A 15,484-nucleotide genomic window follows, 5' to 3' on the forward strand; every position below is an offset into this window, starting at 1 on the left:
TCCAATGAACAATTCATTTGAATAAATAACCGTGAAGATTTGGTTGTTACCGCGATAATTTGGTAGAAAAATGTAATCATTGGTTGATAACTGTAAAATGATATCCGGTGATTAGATCTTTCGCCAGCGCGCTTACGAAGCTTCTTATTGGTCAATCATGATTTCGTTCCGCCCGTCATCCTCATTGAAAATCTGCTCGGCCACAACTGCAGGCTCTTGCAGTACGGACGGATCCTCAACATGCGATGAATGATTCCAAAAAGGTGTGTTCATGCCACCCATGTAAACAGCCGTGATCGCAATCTGCTCATGTTCCCATTCCTTCTGCAAGCTTTCCGTAAAACCTTTAACGGCAAACTTGCTTGCACAATAAATGGATTCATTTACTTTTCCCCGCCGACCGGCTGTTGAGATGATCGTTAAAATCCGTCCTTTGCTTTCTCGGATTATTGGAAGTGCAGACTGGACACAGAGGATGGCGCCTTTGACATTGGTATGCAGTGTTTTGTCAATATCCTCGCTGGTGTATTCCTTCAAAGGTCCAAAGATTCCGATGCCGGCACTATTGATGAAAATATCCAGCTCGCCGATTTGCTGAAAAGCGATGCTGACTGAAGCCGGCTCCCGGACATCACAAAGGATCACCTCTCCACTGCCGCCATTTTCCTGAATTTCTTTCTGTACCAGATGAAGCTTCGTATCATGTCGTCCCAATAAATACACTTTATAATCATTATTGGCATATTTTAGGGCAAGTGCACGTCCAAGACCGCTTCCGGCCCCTGTGATTGCAACTGTTGACATATCGGATCCCCCTCCAATATCGTAAACTATTATGATTTCTATTTTGCTAAACAATTGATAAAATGTAAACTGATAGAGAAGGGAGCTAGGAAAATGGATTATCGATATAGTGATTATACAGTTGAACAGTTACGTGAAGAAGTTGGCAGGTTAAAGGAAAAAGCCCAAAAAGCTGAACAGCTGGGAAATATTAGTGAAGTGGCGATTAATGAAAGGAAAATGCAGGTTGCTATTGCCTACATGTTGAATCCGGATGATTTCTCCCCTCAGGATGTACATGAACTGAAAAGCGATCCTGGCTATAAATTCAAAATCAATTACATAAATGGCGTGTTTGCCTGGGGTCACCGTGTCAACTTATTGAATGAAGTGCACGAAAAAGAAGAGGCGCTTCCGATTTCATTGCTGGGGGATAAGGTCAAGGCGTAATCGCTAAGCGGCTGATTTATTCAAGCAATATAAAGAAATCGGCTGATCACCGATTTCTCCATATTCGCTTTCCGATATATGACCGTTGCAAACCGGGTTCTTCTTTAAATTGGATTGTCGCCGATCTCAAGTTTGTTTTGCAGTTTTTGCTCGGAAAAAATCCAGCCCGTATAGGATGTCAAAATGCGCATGTTATCATCAATCTGGACGACAGCTACAAACGGATAGCGTTCATTCGAACGGTACCGCAAATCAATGAATCGTATTTCGGTGAAATCATCGAAGTTGTGGACTTCCCAGCGATAAACCGGGGAAAATGACAAGAATGCATCAACATTTTTATCCTTTTTTGCCAATCGAAAAAGGTCGTTGTCAGGCAATGGAACTTTCTCAAATTGATCGACAATTTCAATATGGCTGTCTTTTACCAGCCCTACATAAAAATAATCTGTCGTCGTAATGGCAACCCGCCAGCGGTTTTGCTTAATGGTTGGAGAGGTTGCAATTTGTTCGGTGTTCGGGTAAAATTCCCTGATTTTTCGGATGATCTCCCGTTTATCCATATAACGTTTCATGTAATAAAGCGCAATGACGGCATAAATGATCAGAAACGTATAGCCTGGGTTTGCTCCAAGCAGCCAGGCAACAATCCCACCGATATGGAGCAGGAAAATATACGGATCGAACGTATTAATAAATCCGTGTGCAACCCATTTATTGGAAAATGGCCGATATGCTTGTGTCCCATAAGCATTGGGGATATCAACAAGAACATGGATGATAACCGCAAGTGCCGTCCAAGCCCATAAATGCAGGAAATTGACACTTGGAACGATTGTATGAATGATGCCGGCTATCAGGACGCTCCACATGAGAACAGCGGGGATCGAATGGGTGGCTCCGCGGTGATGTCGTATATAAACAGCATTGTTTCGCAATTTTAAAAGGGTATCGAAGTCTGGTGCGTGTGAACCTACGATTGTTCCGACCAGTACAGTGTTAAATAAAGCAGGATCATTTTGCACAGCGGGATCAAGTGTTGCCAGCCCGCCAATTGCAATCCCCATAACAATATGGGTGCCTGTGTCCATAAGTCAGGTTCCTCCTAGATTAGGTTCATGTTGTAAATTGATTTAATGAAAGCAAGCTGAAAGCCAATTTTAATTGTAACAAAAGGATGTAACAGAATGACTGAAAGATTATTACAGAATTTTGACATTTATGCATTCCAGGAACGATTAATCGAATGGTATCAACATAATAAACGCGATCTGCCTTGGCGCTATGATCAGGATCCGTACAAGGTCTGGGTTTCCGAAATCATGTTGCAGCAAACCAAGGTTGATACCGTTATTCCTTATTTTCAACGGTTTATGTTAAAATATCCAACCGTATATGATTTAGCAAATGCGGACGAGCAGGATGTTTTAAAAACATGGGAAGGTCTTGGCTACTATTCCCGCGCACGGAATTTGCAAAACGCTGTCCGTGAAGTTGTTGCTTCGTATGGCGGTGAAGTGCCGGATGATCCAAAATCATTAGGATCCCTGAAAGGTGTCGGTCCGTATACAAAAGGTGCCATTTTATCGATTGCATTCGATCAGCCACAGCCGGCTGTCGATGGTAATGTGATGCGAGTGCTTTCGCGTGTTTTAAAAATAGAAGACGACATTGCTCAGCCAAAGGTAAAAAAGCAATTTGAACGTTATGCGGAGACGCTCATTTCACACGATGATCCTTCTTCATTCAATCAGGGCATTATGGAGCTCGGTGCCTTAGTATGTACACCTAAGGAACCAATGTGTATGCTGTGTCCCGTTCAGGAACTTTGCCGCGCGTTTCAGGAAGGGATGGAACAGGATCTGCCCATTAAGTCTAAAGCAAAAAAACAGAAAAAAGTTCCTTATATCGTACTCTTAATCCGTAATGACAATAATGAATACCTGATCGAAAAACGCCCTGATAACGGTTTGCTGGCAAATATGTGGCAGTTCCCGATGGTTCCGGTCGATGAAATCGGGAAAGATCATGCGAAAAATTGGTTTGAAATGGAATACGGCATCGATGTTGAACTATTATCTAAACAGGGTGAACTCAAACATGTATTTACCCATATTATTTGGCAGTTGGAAGTTGTTGCTGCGGTCACAGCAAGTAATCAGACAACAGACGAACGCTTGCGATTTGTGAGCTGTAATGAAATGGACAATTATCCATTCCCTGTGTCCCATCAAAACATGATGCAATATATAACCTGAAGTCAGTATAACTTGTCCTATTTACTATATGCAGGCATTGACGCGGTATGCTTTTCCATTTTATACCTGTAACAGTTAATTTTAACTCTGTTTATGATGGATAACAGCCTGCAAAATGGAAAAAGTATGACTGCGGAGGTGATATTGATGGCTAAAAAACAACAGCCCAACCAAACATCTGCTGGTACCAACGTACAAAAAGTAAGACAGCAAAACCAGCAGGCACAACAAGGACAAGGTCAGTTCGGTACTGAGTTTGGATCTGAAACAGACGCACAATCAGTCAGACAAAAAAACCAAAAATCACAGCAAAATAAGAAATAACGTAACCACCCCCAATTTTTGCATTAGAGAGCTCCCTTCCCCAGGGAGCTCTTTTATTTGTCAGCTTAACCAATCGCTGACTTTAGCATAATGGAGCTTCTGCTTTGTTACAGACGATGATTGGAATTATAATAAAGGGACAAGGAATTGCGGATTTCCGGAGAAAGGAATTCCTATTTGTTACCTGAAGAACTTTTTAAGGAGAGATTGGATGGCTGCTCCACAGGCAGGATCAACAATAGAAATACAAAGTTACAAACATAATGGCCAGTTGCACCGTGTGTGGGAAAACACCCTGGTATTGAAAGGTACCAACATGATTGTAATTGGTGCAAATGATAAAACCCGAGTGAATGAGAGTAATGGACGTACCTGGATAACCAGAGAGCCTGCCATCTGTTATTTTCATGCAGACTATTGGTTTAATATCATTGGGATGTTGCGTAATGATGGTATTTATTACTACTGTAATATTAGTTCCCCATTTGCATTTGATGGAGAAGCGTTAAAATATATTGATTATGACCTTGATGTCAAGGTGTATCCGGATATGACGTATAAATTACTGGATGAGGATGAATATGAGGAGCACAAGAAACAAATGAACTATCCCGGCTCTCTGGATCGCATTTTGCATCACCATATCGGTCATTTGCTAAGATGGATCAGACAACGCCAAGGTCCTTTTTCGGCCGAATTCATCGACCAGTGGTATGAACGGTACTTAACGTATTATTAACCACAAATTAATTGATTGATTATCAAGACGGAAAAGCTTTATAATGCAATATGTATCCATGTGAAAGTTCCTTGTTACGATTGTAGCAAGGCTTTTCTTCAACCTATCAATAATGAAGGAATTGACGCTTATGAGCAGTATTAAACAGTATTTACAGTTTGTTAAGCCATACAAGTGGAAGATTTTAATAACAGTGATTGTCGGAATCTTAAAATTTGGCATTCCCCTTCTTATTCCACTGATTCTAAAGTATGTGATTGACAATATAATTAATGCAGATGATCTCTCAGATGCAGCCAGGCTCGAGCATTTATTTTGGTTAATGGGTGGAGCATTTGTCATCTTTCTTATTTTGCGCCCTCCAATTGAATACTTTCGACAATACCTGGCGCAATGGGTTGGCAACACGATCCTTTATGATATCAGGGATAAGCTGTTTGACCATATCCAAAAATTAAGTCTGCGGTTTTATTCTCAGACAAAAACCGGGGAAATTATTTCCCGGGTAATACATGATGTCGAACAAACGAAAAATTTTGTTGTGACAGGATTAATGAATATTTGGCTCGATATGATCACGATCTTGATTGCAATCGGGATTATGATGACGATGGATGTTGGGTTGACAATTGTCGCCATCATTTTGTTCCCGTTCTTTGGATTTTCTGTGAAATATTTTTATGGAAGACTCAGAAGGCTGACACGAGAACGGTCACAGTCACTTGCTGAAGTACAGGGACACTTGCATGAGCGCGTCCAGGGCATTCCGGTCACAAGAAGTTTTGCATTGGAGGATTATGAGCAAGGTCAATTTGATGCACGAAACGAAAACTTTCTGAACAAGGCGCTGAATCATACAGACTGGAATGCCAAGACCTTTGCTGTCATGAACACCATTACTGATCTGGCACCACTATTGGTTATTGCATTTGCGGGCTATCAGGTGATTCAGGGGAACGTAACAGTCGGGACCATGGTTGCCTTCTCTGGATATATGGAACGAGTCTACAGTCCGTTGCGGCGGTTAATTAGTTCATCAACCGTCCTGACTCAGTCAATTGCGTCGATTGACCGTGTTTTTGAGCTGATGAATGAAAAATACGATATTGTTGATAAAAAAGATGCGAAATCAATTGGGCGCATTGATGGCAAAATCGATATCGATTATGTTTCATTTAAATATGAAGACGAAGAAACTGATGTATTACACGATGTTTCTCTTCATGTTAAAAGCGGCGAAACAATTGCATTTGTCGGTATGAGCGGCGGTGGTAAGTCGACGCTGATCAGCCTTATTCCGCGATTTTATGATGTGACGGGCGGCTCAATTAAGGTTGATGGTATGGATATTCGTGATGTGGAGTCCCGTTCGTTGCGTGATAATATTGGCATGGTGCTGCAGGATAATATATTGTTCAGTGAATCCATCGCCATGAACATCCGGATGGGCAATCCTGAAGCAACTGATGAAGAAGTTGTTGCTGCAGCCAAAGCGGCCAATGCTCATGATTTTATCCAGAATCTGCAAAATGGTTATGACACACTGGTTGGTGAACGTGGTGTCAAGCTTTCCGGGGGGCAAAAACAGCGGATTGCTATTGCACGTGTGTTCTTGAAAAATCCGCCAATCCTGATTTTTGATGAAGCAACATCAGCGCTTGATCTGGAAAGTGAGCATATTATTCAGGAAGCAATGGAACGGCTTGCTTCTGATCGGACGACATTTATCGTGGCACATAGGCTGGCAACCATCACACATGCTGATAGGATTGTCCACATTGAGGATGGTGAGATTAAAGAAATCGGTACACATCGTGAATTAATGCAGCGAAAAGGGCATTATTATGATCTGTATCAAGTACAAAATTTGGATGCTCATACGGGATCTTGATATTAATGCAGGATGCTGGGAGCGGCAAACCGCTGACAACGCCAAATTTGCGCATCCACCAAGGGATCCTTCTTACTGCTACCATCGAAATAAAACCGGAAAAAGGGGCAAGAAAATTAAATGTAATATCCCCTTTTTCACGTTTGTTTCGATGATAGTTAAAAGAAGAAAAACACCCCTCCGGTCGGAAGGCGTGCATTTATGTAAGCGTGTCTGTTGAACTCGGCATGCGCTAATTTCCTCAAATCTGAAAATTGTTTGCCGTATCTGTTTGCTTCGTTAAGCCATAGCAGCAAAGGCTCTGCCGGCAGCTTCAATGGTTTTGTCGATATCGGATTCAGTATGCTCGGTCGTTAAAAACCATGCTTCAAACTTGGCTGGTGCCAAGTTGATGCCTTGTTCAAGCATCAGCCAGAAAAACCGGGCGAATGATTCACCATCACTGGCTTCTGCCTGTTCATAATTTTCAACAGTATCACCGCCGAAATAAACAGTAAGGGCACCACATACACGGTTTACAGAAATTGGAACGCTCAATTCAGATGCCTTAGCCAAGATACCATTTTCCAGACGCTCACCAAGCCGGTCCAGTTTGTCATACACACCGTCTTCCTGAAGCACTTCCAGACACGCAATACCTGCTGCCATGGATGCCGGATTACCGGCCATTGTACCAGCTTGATAAGCCGGTCCGAGTGGTGCAACCTGTTCCATAATATCCTGCTGGCCGCCATACGCACCGATCGGCAATCCGCCCCCGATGATTTTGCCCATTGCCGTCATATCTGGTTCGATGTCATAAATTTGCTGTGTACTGCCATATGTAAACCGGAATGCGGTAATGACTTCATCATAGATAACCAGTGCACCAGCATCATGCGAAACATCTTTAACACTTTGTAAAAAGCCATCATGTGGCTCGACAATGCCAAAGTTGCCGACAATCGGCTCCACAAGGACAGCTGCAACCTGATCACCCCAACGTTCCATTGCTTGCTGGAATGTATCCAGGTCATTAAATGGAACAGTAATGACATCTTCTGCAACAGACTGCGGGATTCCTGCTGAATCGGGTGTTCCCAATGTTGCTGGTCCGGAGCCTGCTTCAACCAGTACCGAGTCAAAGTGGCCATGGTAGCTGCCGGAGAATTTGATGATTTTATTTCTGCCCGTATAAGCGCGTGCTACCCGTACTGTTGTCATAACTGCTTCTGTTCCGGAATTGACAAACCGCACTTTTTCTAGTGATGGAATGGCCGCTTTAAGCATTTTCGCGAATTTGTTTTCAAGATTAGTTGGTGTGCCATACAAGACGCCGTTGCTGGCAGCATGTGTTATGGCCTCTGCAATATGTGGATGGGCATGCCCGGTGATGATTGGCCCATACGCTCCCAAATAATCAATATATTTGTTGCCGTCAACGTCCCAGAAATAGGCGCCTTTTGCCTGGTCCATGTAGACAGGTGTGCCGCCGCCGACACCTTTATAGGCGCGAGATGGTGAGTTCACCCCGCCGACAATATGATCAAGTGCTTCTTTGTGCAATGCTTTTGATGTTGAAAAATCCATAAAAATGCCTCCTGTATGATATATTACTTTTTGTCCCGGTGTAACCGTCCGATTCGTTCAACTAACATTCAACAGGGAAATGCCTCTCTGCTAAATGAATTCTCACTTATGTAAATAAGATTATCCTCCGTGAAGAATATAAATCCTTCAATCCGATTATATCCTATCGGAGGGATTACGAAAAATATATGACAATTCTTTAAGTGAATAAGCATATGAATCATATAGGGGCAGGGGATTCTATGGATATTATTTCTTGGGTAATCATAATTGGGATTGCTGTGATTGTCATGATCAGCATTATGGATTTCATTCGCGGCGGAATATTCCACAAGCGGCTTCAAATGCGGGAGAGTCGTTTTTCTGCTGAGATTTTTTATACGTTACTCATGATTTATTTAATTGTCATTTTAGGATTTGGACTGATCTATTTTATATTGTCCATGAACCATATTCTATTAGTTGAGAACGGGGAACTGCGTGAGGTAAGTATTCTCGGCTCCATTATCCATTCCCTTTACTTCAGTGGAGTCACATTATTGACGATTGGGTATGGGGATATTACACCAATCGGCATTGGCAGGCTTATTGCACTCGTACAGGCGCTGATTGGATATATCCTGCCGACAGCATTTGTGCTTAAACTGGTGCAATCGAATCAGCAGAATAGAGACAGGAGACAAGATATGCTATAGTGAAGATAATCGACATTTTCTATGGAGGGATATCGATGAGTGCAGAATTAGGTAAACAAGCACCGGATTTCACATTGCCGAATCAGAATGGAAAGCAAGTAAGCCTGTCTGACTTCAAAGGCAAACATGTTGTCCTGTATTTTTATCCAAAAGATATGACACCGGGATGCACCAACGAGGCATGTGACTTCCGTGACGCTTATGAAAGCTTTAGTGACTTGGATGCAGTTATTATTGGCATCAGTCCCGATCCGGTTGAAAGTCATCAGAAATTTATTGATAAACACGATCTGCCGTTTATATTGCTCGCGGACGAAGATCATAAAGTCGCAGAAGACTACGGAGTGTGGAAATTCAAGAAAAACTTTGGCAAAGAATACTACGGCATCGAACGCTCCACTTTCATCATTGATAAAGAAGGGAATCTGCAAAAGGAGTTCCGTAAAGTGAAAGTGGACGGGCATGTGGAAGAAGCACTTGACTATTTAAGGGAAGCTGGTTAATAAAATGCGACAGTCCGTCTTTTTGGGATGGGCTGTTTTTATATTATTTATGGAGGGCAGAGGATCAGATCCTGTCACGCTTCCCACACCCTTTCGTATATTACAGTTTCATTATAATTGCAGGCGTCATGTTATACAGGTTCATTCTCCGGAATAACATTTACTGAATAAAACATTAAAGGTGTGTGGCTGTCATGGAGATTCGTCAGCATGTCCGATTGCGATCTGTCTCTGTCAGGAATAAGCAGCTGTTTTTCATGATAAAAAGGTCCCTCGACATTGCCATCAGTCTGGTCTGTTTGCTTGTATTGACACCGTTCATGGTCTGGATTGCCTGCCGGATGATGAAAAAAGAAGGGAAACCGATATTTTTCAGGCAGGCCCGTGTTGGCAGGGAGCATCGTATATTTGTTTTGTGGAGGTTCCGCACGAAGACCAATTCCTCCAAGGTGATCCGTTCCCTTCCGCCGCACCCTTTCCCAAAAAACTGGGACAATGGGGTGCCGGATGCCTTTTATTTTAAACGTGATACAACGCAGACGGTTACTCAAACAGGTAATTGGCTTAAAAAATATCACCTGGATCGGATTCCGGAATTATTTAATGTATTAAAAGGGGACATGAGTCTGGTCGGGCCGAGTCCTGAAGTGCCGGAAATTGCAGATCATTATAACCAGTATCAGGCACAACGGCTTCGGGTGAAACCTGGAATAATATGTTTATCCCAAATCAATGGCTACACCAATCAAAATTACGGCAAAAAAATCAGGGATGATCTTTTTTATATCCGGAATTGTTCAGTGAAATGGGATATGGTGATCATCTGTCGTGCATTAAAACAGCGTATGAAGTAATAGCTTTTTCATTCGAAAACGGTTACGATAGAGGTGGGATAAAGATATAATGGAGGAATTAAATTGATGATCCTTTCTTCAGCAAAAATTTCGGAAAAACATCAAATAAGGCTTCGTGAACGCTATCCTGATGTAACCTTTATTTTTTGCAGTAACATGGACGAAGCAGCCAGGCACATAGACAATGCTGAAATTCTGATCACCTATGGAGAAGACCTTAACGGCGGTTTGATCAGTGAGGCTCTGCAATTGAAATGGATCATGGTGCTGTCAGCAGGCCTCGATAAAATGCCATTTGAAGCCATCAATGCACGGGGGATTCTGGTTACCAATGCGAGAGGCATTCACAAATACCCGATGGCTGAATATGCCATTTCCATGCTGTTGCAAGTATATCGTCAAAGTAAACAACTGACGGCGAATGAAGCGGCAAAAAATTGGGATAAATCGGTACGAATGCAGGAAATAACGGGCAAAACCATGCTTATTGCCGGAACCGGTGCAATCGGTCAGGAAGTGGCCCGACTTGCGAAGGCATTTCGGATGGAAGTATACGGTATTTCAAGAAGCGGCCACCCGGTGGAGTATTTTGATCAAAATGTCAAACAGGATGATCTTGAGCAAGTGCTGCCTGAAGCAGACTTTGTCGTATCTGTTATGCCAAGCACGGAGGAGACAATCAAATTTTTTACATATGATCATTTCCGGAGAATGCCGAATCATGCTGTGTTTCTGAATATGGGGCGTGGTGATGCTGTCCGAGGAGAAGTGATTTTAAAAGCAGTTCGTGCGGGGGAGATTACCCATGCTGTACTGGATGTTTTTGAAGAAGAACCCCTTCCCAAAGACCACCCGTTTTGGAAGGAAGAGAATGTAACCGTCACACCGCACTTATCCGGTGTGTCTCCGCATTATCAGAGGCGTGCGCTTGACATTTTTGAACAAAACCTGAGAACTTATCTGAACGGTGAAGCAGATTACGTGAACAAAATTGATGTCACCAGGGGGTATTAAAAATTGCGGATTTATACAAAAAAAGGCGATAAAGGGAACACATCATTAATATCCGGTAAACGTGTACCGAAAAATGATCTCCGAGTTGAAGCATATGGGACATGTGATGAGGCCAATTCCATAATTGGACTGGCACTGAGCTTTCTCGATCAGGAGGATTGGACGGATAAGGAAGCTTTTTTGAAAAAAATGCACCGTGTTCAGACGATTTTATTTCATGTCGGAGCTGAGCTTGCAACACCAAATGATAAGGAAGTGACCTGGAAATTGAAGCAGGAACATATCGAGGAGCTGGAGAATCAGATGGATGCCTGGGATCAGCATTTGGAAATGCTGCGGAATTTTATCCTGCCATCGGGACATTCAGCATCAAGTGCGCTGCATAGTGCAAGGACAGTTACAAGGCGTGCAGAGCGGACAGCCATAGCCCTGAATGAACAGGAAGAGGTCAATCCGCTTGTCATATCCTATTTGAACCGGCTTTCCGATTTTTTGTTTGTAGCAGCAAGATATGTCAACCAGAAACTTGGCGGAAAAGAAATAACATTAAAAGCGGATATTTAACACGGAAAGGAGCGACTATCAAAAATTGGTATCGCTCTTTTCTGCATTTTGGATTAATAATATGAACATGATGGAAATATACTTATATTGACAGAATGCAGTGAGAGCGGGTACACTTAATTATAAGAATTATAATATAATAATACTTTGGATTGAATAAATACTGAAAGCGGGGTGCATGACGGTGTCTGATAAAAAATTGCAGGAAGCAATCGATACACTCAGAGACTCTGGCGTACGCATAACACCACAACGTCATGCGGTTCTTGAGTATCTCCTTAACGCGATGGTTCATCCGACAGCCGATGATATTTATAAAGCCCTTGAAGGTAAATTTCCAAACATGAGTGTTGCGACGATTTACAACAATTTACGTGTTTTGCGCGAAATCGGTCTTGTCCGGGAATTGACGTACGGTGACTCATCAAGCCGTTTTGATTATAACTCAAGTGAACATTATCATATTATTTGTGAAGAATGCGGCAAGATTGAGGATTTTCATTATCCGACGTTGGATGAAGTCGAGTCCTTGGCTGAACAAGTAACAGGGTTTGAGGTCAGTCATCACCGAATGGAAATTTATGGTAAATGTGAAGACTGCCAGCAAGTAGAGACACAAAAACATTAAATGTATGAAATAAAAAATCCAGTCTGCTTTCGCGGCTGGATTTTTTCATTTTCATTGATCATTTTTCATCTTGGCTTTTACTTCATTGCGGTACTTTTTCTTATTGTACTTTTCATCAAATTCCATGCCTTCCAAATCTTGATCGAGTGTCAGCGGCTGTTTGCAGTGCATACACGCATCAACCTTGCCAAGCATTTTTGTCGGCTTTTCACAGCTTGGACACATAATTGGAACGGCCTTCGTTGATAAAAGCCCGATCCAGAAATAGACGACACAGCTTAGGATAATAAACAGCAGGCCGAGCAGAAATAATGTCAGCATCAGCCACTCAATACTTTTGGACAACAGCCCCCCATACATAACTGCAAACCCAACAAAAATTAATATGAGCGCGAATGAACGGATCTTATTTATTTTACTGGAATAGACCAACTTTTCAGCCATGATGAGTCCTCCTTGTTGTGTGGGTAAAGTGAAACTTCATTCAGCGGGTGCTTTCCCCGCTGAATGTTAGTTGAACCGAATCGGACATTTACGGGCAGTTGAATCTCGCTAATCTAGCTTGGTTTCATTTTAAACTTTTGAAGCGTGTTGTTACTGCCCGTTACATGCGGGATAAAGTGAAACTTCATTCAGCGGGTGCTTTCCCCGCTGAATGTTAGTTGAACCGAATCGGACATTTACGGGAGTAAATCCACTGCAGTTTTCTGTATTTGCCCAAGATAGTGGTAATGGATTTTACTGACTGTTACATACGGGATACAAGGCTAGTATAGCATATTTATATAGGAAGAACGAAGACTTTCACCCAATGACTTCACGACAAGCCAGTTTTTTTGATTTTGAAAGAGGATTTTACCAAATAGTAACGAATAATATATAGTATCCAATTTAATGGAGGAACTGTGAAATGGAGGATTTATTAAGACCAATTTATCAGGAACGTGTGGACAATCCTTATACATTAGGGGCTATTTTAATTGAAAAAAGGCGTCCGGACAGCCCGATTACCGATAATTTCGATGTCATTTTACTTTTTGTTGTAAGCACAGCAGAAGTGAACTGGCAGGAACAGCATTATGAATTCAATGGTAAAACAGCGGTCATGCATACGATAACTGAAAACTTATTAAGGGAATGGATCGACACAAGCGGGTATAGGAAAGCAGTCGAATGGATTATGGCAGGAAGCATTATTTTTGAGCGGGATGAGTATATATCCGGTTTAAAAGAACAGCTAAGAAATTTCCCGCACAAAAAAAGAGATTTAAGAAAGGCAATGGAATTTGGGAAATTGCTTAAAAGTTATACGGAGGTAAAAGACCTTTACATGTCCGAACAGTATAAAGATGCATTTAGCCGGATGGTTCATTCGCTGCACTATTTGGCAAGACTCGCGATCATTGAAAAAGGGTACTATCCGGAAATGACATTATGGAACCAAGTAAAGAAAATCGACCCTGAAGTATATAAGCTGTATGAAGAATTAATTGAAAGCAATGAAGATATAGCTAAACGAGTGCAGTTGATGATAATTGCTGCGGATTTTACGATCAGCAGAAGGGCAAAGACGTCGGCAAAGCATTTATTGGATATTATGGAAACAAAAAGCAATGCTTGGTCATATGGAGAAATGAAACAAAATCCTAGTATTAGACCGTATGAACTAGATCTGACTGCAATGCTCAATTATCTGACCGAAAAAGGAATTATGGCAACAGAAAAAATTGAAACGAAAGCTGCAGGTGTATATCAGCGCAAATATCTGGCGAATATAGAGGAGAGCTAGGTATAGCCAGTATGTTGTCAGGAATGCAGTCGGAAGTTTATTTGAAGGAATGGAGAAATGTTTTGAGTAGTTTCTGTTTACTTTATCATGAATAAAAGATGAGAAGTTTCCCACTTCAATTATGAGGAGAGCTACAAACAACAATAAGCGGGGATCAATCACCCCTCGGGAAAGAGATCGCTATAACCCGCTCAATTGTCCATCGTTCCTGAAACCTGAATGGTACGAAAAACGAATTATGACTGCATTAAAACCCTTTGGTTCTCTCCAGGTTTGTTTCCGAACTGCAAATACAAGCATCAAGAAGTTAAAAGCCACAGTAAATGGGATATCGCTAACGTAGCTAAGCATAGGCCATTGTCGGGTCAACGGAGGTTTAGCCTAATAAAATTGCTCTGAGGACGTATTCTTTCTTAGAAACACTCACTACAAAAGTCCATAAGGGTGTTAAAAAGGTAGTAGTTCTAATGGGAAAGTGTTAAACATATATGATGATCAAAAACAATCGCAAATAAATGGATGTATTCATTGATATGTTTGGTATAGAGGTGAATTTCTCTGCTGTGTAAAATCCTTACGCTACCGTTTAGTCCTGCAAGTCAAATCAGAACGTCGGATAGACATGTGACAAATCCGTTGCTGTACAGGTTCTTCATTGTGGTGACGCATGTATCGTCAGTTGTTTTACAGGTGCCAGTTTTGCATTTACAATAGCGTTCTACGTATGATTTGTTAAATAACTCGAGTTGGTGATAGAGTTTGGAGATTTCCTATCCCATGAGTAAGGGGGAACAAATCATTCTTCATATTGGGCATTTACAAAGTGCTTTTAATCTTTTCGAAAATGCTTATTGACTTTCATTATCATGCATGGTACATTTATATCCGTCGCAAAAATTCATATTGAATTTGGCCGACAGATTTCGTTTAAAATTTCCTCTTGATAACAATGAGGTTAACATGTTACTTTTATTATCGTTGTCGTTAACAGCGCAACTACATGCTTTCAAAAAATCAATAAAAAATTATTGACTTTGTGGTTGAAAGATGGTATATTATTAAAGTCGCTTTTTGAGAGGCGGCACTGAATTTGCTCTTTGAAAACTGAACAAAACAACCAAGAAAGATGCCTAAACAGATGTCAGAGGCAGGGAGCTAGAAATCGGTTATATGCCGATGAGAGCTTCTTAGACCCCCTGAATCAATTTTTGAAGCTGAGATATTGATAAGGCTGATCGGTGTCAGTCTTATGACAACTTTATTGGAGAGTTTGATCTTGGCTCAGGACGAACGCTGGCGGCGTGCCTAATACATGCAAGTCGAGCGCGGGAAGCAAACTGAAATCTTCGGATGGACGTTTGTGGAACGAGCGGCGGACGGGTGAGTAACACGTGGGCAACCTGCCTGTAAGACCGGGATAACT

16 protein-coding genes and 1 rRNA gene are annotated in these 15,484 nt (G+C 41.8%); 13 read left to right on the forward strand and 4 right to left on the reverse strand.

Annotation, left to right across the window (positions count from 1 at the left end; translation table 11 throughout):
- Positions 1–144: 144 nt before the first annotated feature.
- On the reverse strand, positions 145–804 hold the full coding sequence (locus BM195_RS11370) for an SDR family NAD(P)-dependent oxidoreductase (RefSeq protein WP_090238048.1): 660 nt from the start codon (positions 802–804) through the stop codon (positions 145–147).
- A 93-nt stretch (positions 805–897) separates the two neighbouring features.
- On the opposite strand from BM195_RS11370, the gene BM195_RS11375 reads away from it, so the two are divergent.
- Positions 898–1,233, forward strand: a complete 336-nt coding sequence (locus BM195_RS11375; RefSeq protein ID WP_090238051.1) for a YfhH family protein — start codon at positions 898–900, stop codon at positions 1,231–1,233.
- A 104-nt stretch (positions 1,234–1,337) separates the two neighbouring features.
- On the opposite strand, the gene BM195_RS11380 is transcribed toward BM195_RS11375, so the two are convergent.
- Entirely contained in the window at positions 1,338–2,324 is a 987-nt protein-coding gene (locus BM195_RS11380) for a metal-dependent hydrolase (protein ID WP_090238054.1), read from the reverse strand.
- A 96-nt stretch (positions 2,325–2,420) separates the two neighbouring features.
- Here BM195_RS11380 and mutY point away from each other — a divergent pair, with 96 nt between their 5' ends.
- From mutY to BM195_RS11400, 4 genes are all read left to right on the forward strand, one after another.
- Positions 2,421–3,491: an A/G-specific adenine glycosylase gene (gene mutY / locus BM195_RS11385; RefSeq protein ID WP_090238057.1), complete on the forward strand. Its 1,071-nt coding sequence runs from the start codon at positions 2,421–2,423 to the stop codon at positions 3,489–3,491.
- 147 nt (positions 3,492–3,638) lie between these two features.
- Entirely contained in the window at positions 3,639–3,815 is a 177-nt protein-coding gene (locus BM195_RS11390; RefSeq protein ID WP_090238060.1) for a gamma-type small acid-soluble spore protein, read from the forward strand.
- A 211-nt stretch (positions 3,816–4,026) separates the two neighbouring features.
- Positions 4,027–4,554, forward strand: coding sequence for a nucleoside tri-diphosphate phosphatase (gene ntdP / locus BM195_RS11395; protein WP_090238063.1), 528 nt, complete (start codon positions 4,027–4,029; stop codon positions 4,552–4,554).
- Positions 4,555–4,684: 130 nt separating this feature from the next.
- Complete coding sequence (locus tag BM195_RS11400) at positions 4,685–6,445, forward strand: ABC transporter ATP-binding protein (protein ID WP_090238066.1); 1,761 nt, start codon at positions 4,685–4,687, stop codon at positions 6,443–6,445.
- 279 nt (positions 6,446–6,724) lie between these two features.
- Here BM195_RS11400 and BM195_RS11405 read toward each other — a convergent pair whose 3' ends face one another.
- A complete protein-coding gene (locus BM195_RS11405) occupies positions 6,725–8,014 on the reverse strand; it encodes a glutamate-1-semialdehyde 2,1-aminomutase (protein ID WP_090238069.1) in 1,290 nt (429 codons plus the stop codon).
- Between the two features lie 242 nt (positions 8,015–8,256).
- Here BM195_RS11405 and BM195_RS11410 point away from each other — a divergent pair, with 242 nt between their 5' ends.
- The 6 genes from BM195_RS11410 to perR all read left to right on the forward strand — a co-directional run bounded on the left by BM195_RS11410 (position 8,257) and on the right by perR (position 12,272).
- Positions 8,257–8,709: a potassium channel family protein gene (locus BM195_RS11410; RefSeq protein ID WP_090238072.1), complete on the forward strand. Its 453-nt coding sequence runs from the start codon at positions 8,257–8,259 to the stop codon at positions 8,707–8,709.
- A 35-nt stretch (positions 8,710–8,744) separates the two neighbouring features.
- The gene (bcp, locus tag BM195_RS11415; RefSeq protein ID WP_090238076.1) at positions 8,745–9,212 is read left to right on the forward strand and encodes a thioredoxin-dependent thiol peroxidase; all 468 of its coding nucleotides are present in this window, start codon (positions 8,745–8,747) and stop codon (positions 9,210–9,212) included.
- Between the two features lie 257 nt (positions 9,213–9,469).
- Complete coding sequence (locus BM195_RS11420) at positions 9,470–10,066, forward strand: sugar transferase (protein WP_170848236.1); 597 nt, start codon at positions 9,470–9,472, stop codon at positions 10,064–10,066.
- Positions 10,067–10,132: 66 nt separating this feature from the next.
- Complete coding sequence (locus BM195_RS11425) at positions 10,133–11,080, forward strand: D-2-hydroxyacid dehydrogenase (protein ID WP_342028037.1); 948 nt, start codon at positions 10,133–10,135, stop codon at positions 11,078–11,080.
- Positions 11,081–11,083: 3 nt separating this feature from the next.
- Positions 11,084–11,644, forward strand: a complete 561-nt coding sequence (locus BM195_RS11430) for a cob(I)yrinic acid a,c-diamide adenosyltransferase (RefSeq protein WP_090238086.1) — start codon at positions 11,084–11,086, stop codon at positions 11,642–11,644.
- Positions 11,645–11,822: 178 nt separating this feature from the next.
- Positions 11,823–12,272, forward strand: a complete 450-nt coding sequence (gene perR, locus BM195_RS11435; RefSeq protein WP_090238089.1) for a peroxide-responsive transcriptional repressor PerR — start codon at positions 11,823–11,825, stop codon at positions 12,270–12,272.
- Between the two features lie 51 nt (positions 12,273–12,323).
- On the opposite strand, the gene BM195_RS11440 is transcribed toward perR, so the two are convergent.
- A complete protein-coding gene (locus BM195_RS11440; RefSeq protein ID WP_090238093.1) occupies positions 12,324–12,716 on the reverse strand; it encodes a DUF2614 family zinc ribbon-containing protein in 393 nt (130 codons plus the stop codon).
- 466 nt (positions 12,717–13,182) lie between these two features.
- Here BM195_RS11440 and BM195_RS11445 point away from each other — a divergent pair, with 466 nt between their 5' ends.
- Together BM195_RS11445 and BM195_RS11450 are read left to right on the forward strand one after the other, a co-directional pair.
- The gene (locus tag BM195_RS11445; protein WP_090238095.1) at positions 13,183–14,061 is read left to right on the forward strand and encodes a nucleotidyltransferase-like protein; all 879 of its coding nucleotides are present in this window, start codon (positions 13,183–13,185) and stop codon (positions 14,059–14,061) included.
- Between the two features lie 1,258 nt (positions 14,062–15,319).
- A 16S ribosomal RNA gene (locus BM195_RS11450) occupies positions 15,320–15,484 on the forward strand; the annotation flags it as partial.

This window comes from Lentibacillus halodurans (assembly GCF_900112045.1).
GTDB classification, from domain to species: Bacteria; Bacillota; Bacilli; order Bacillales; family Amphibacillaceae; genus Lentibacillus; species Lentibacillus halodurans.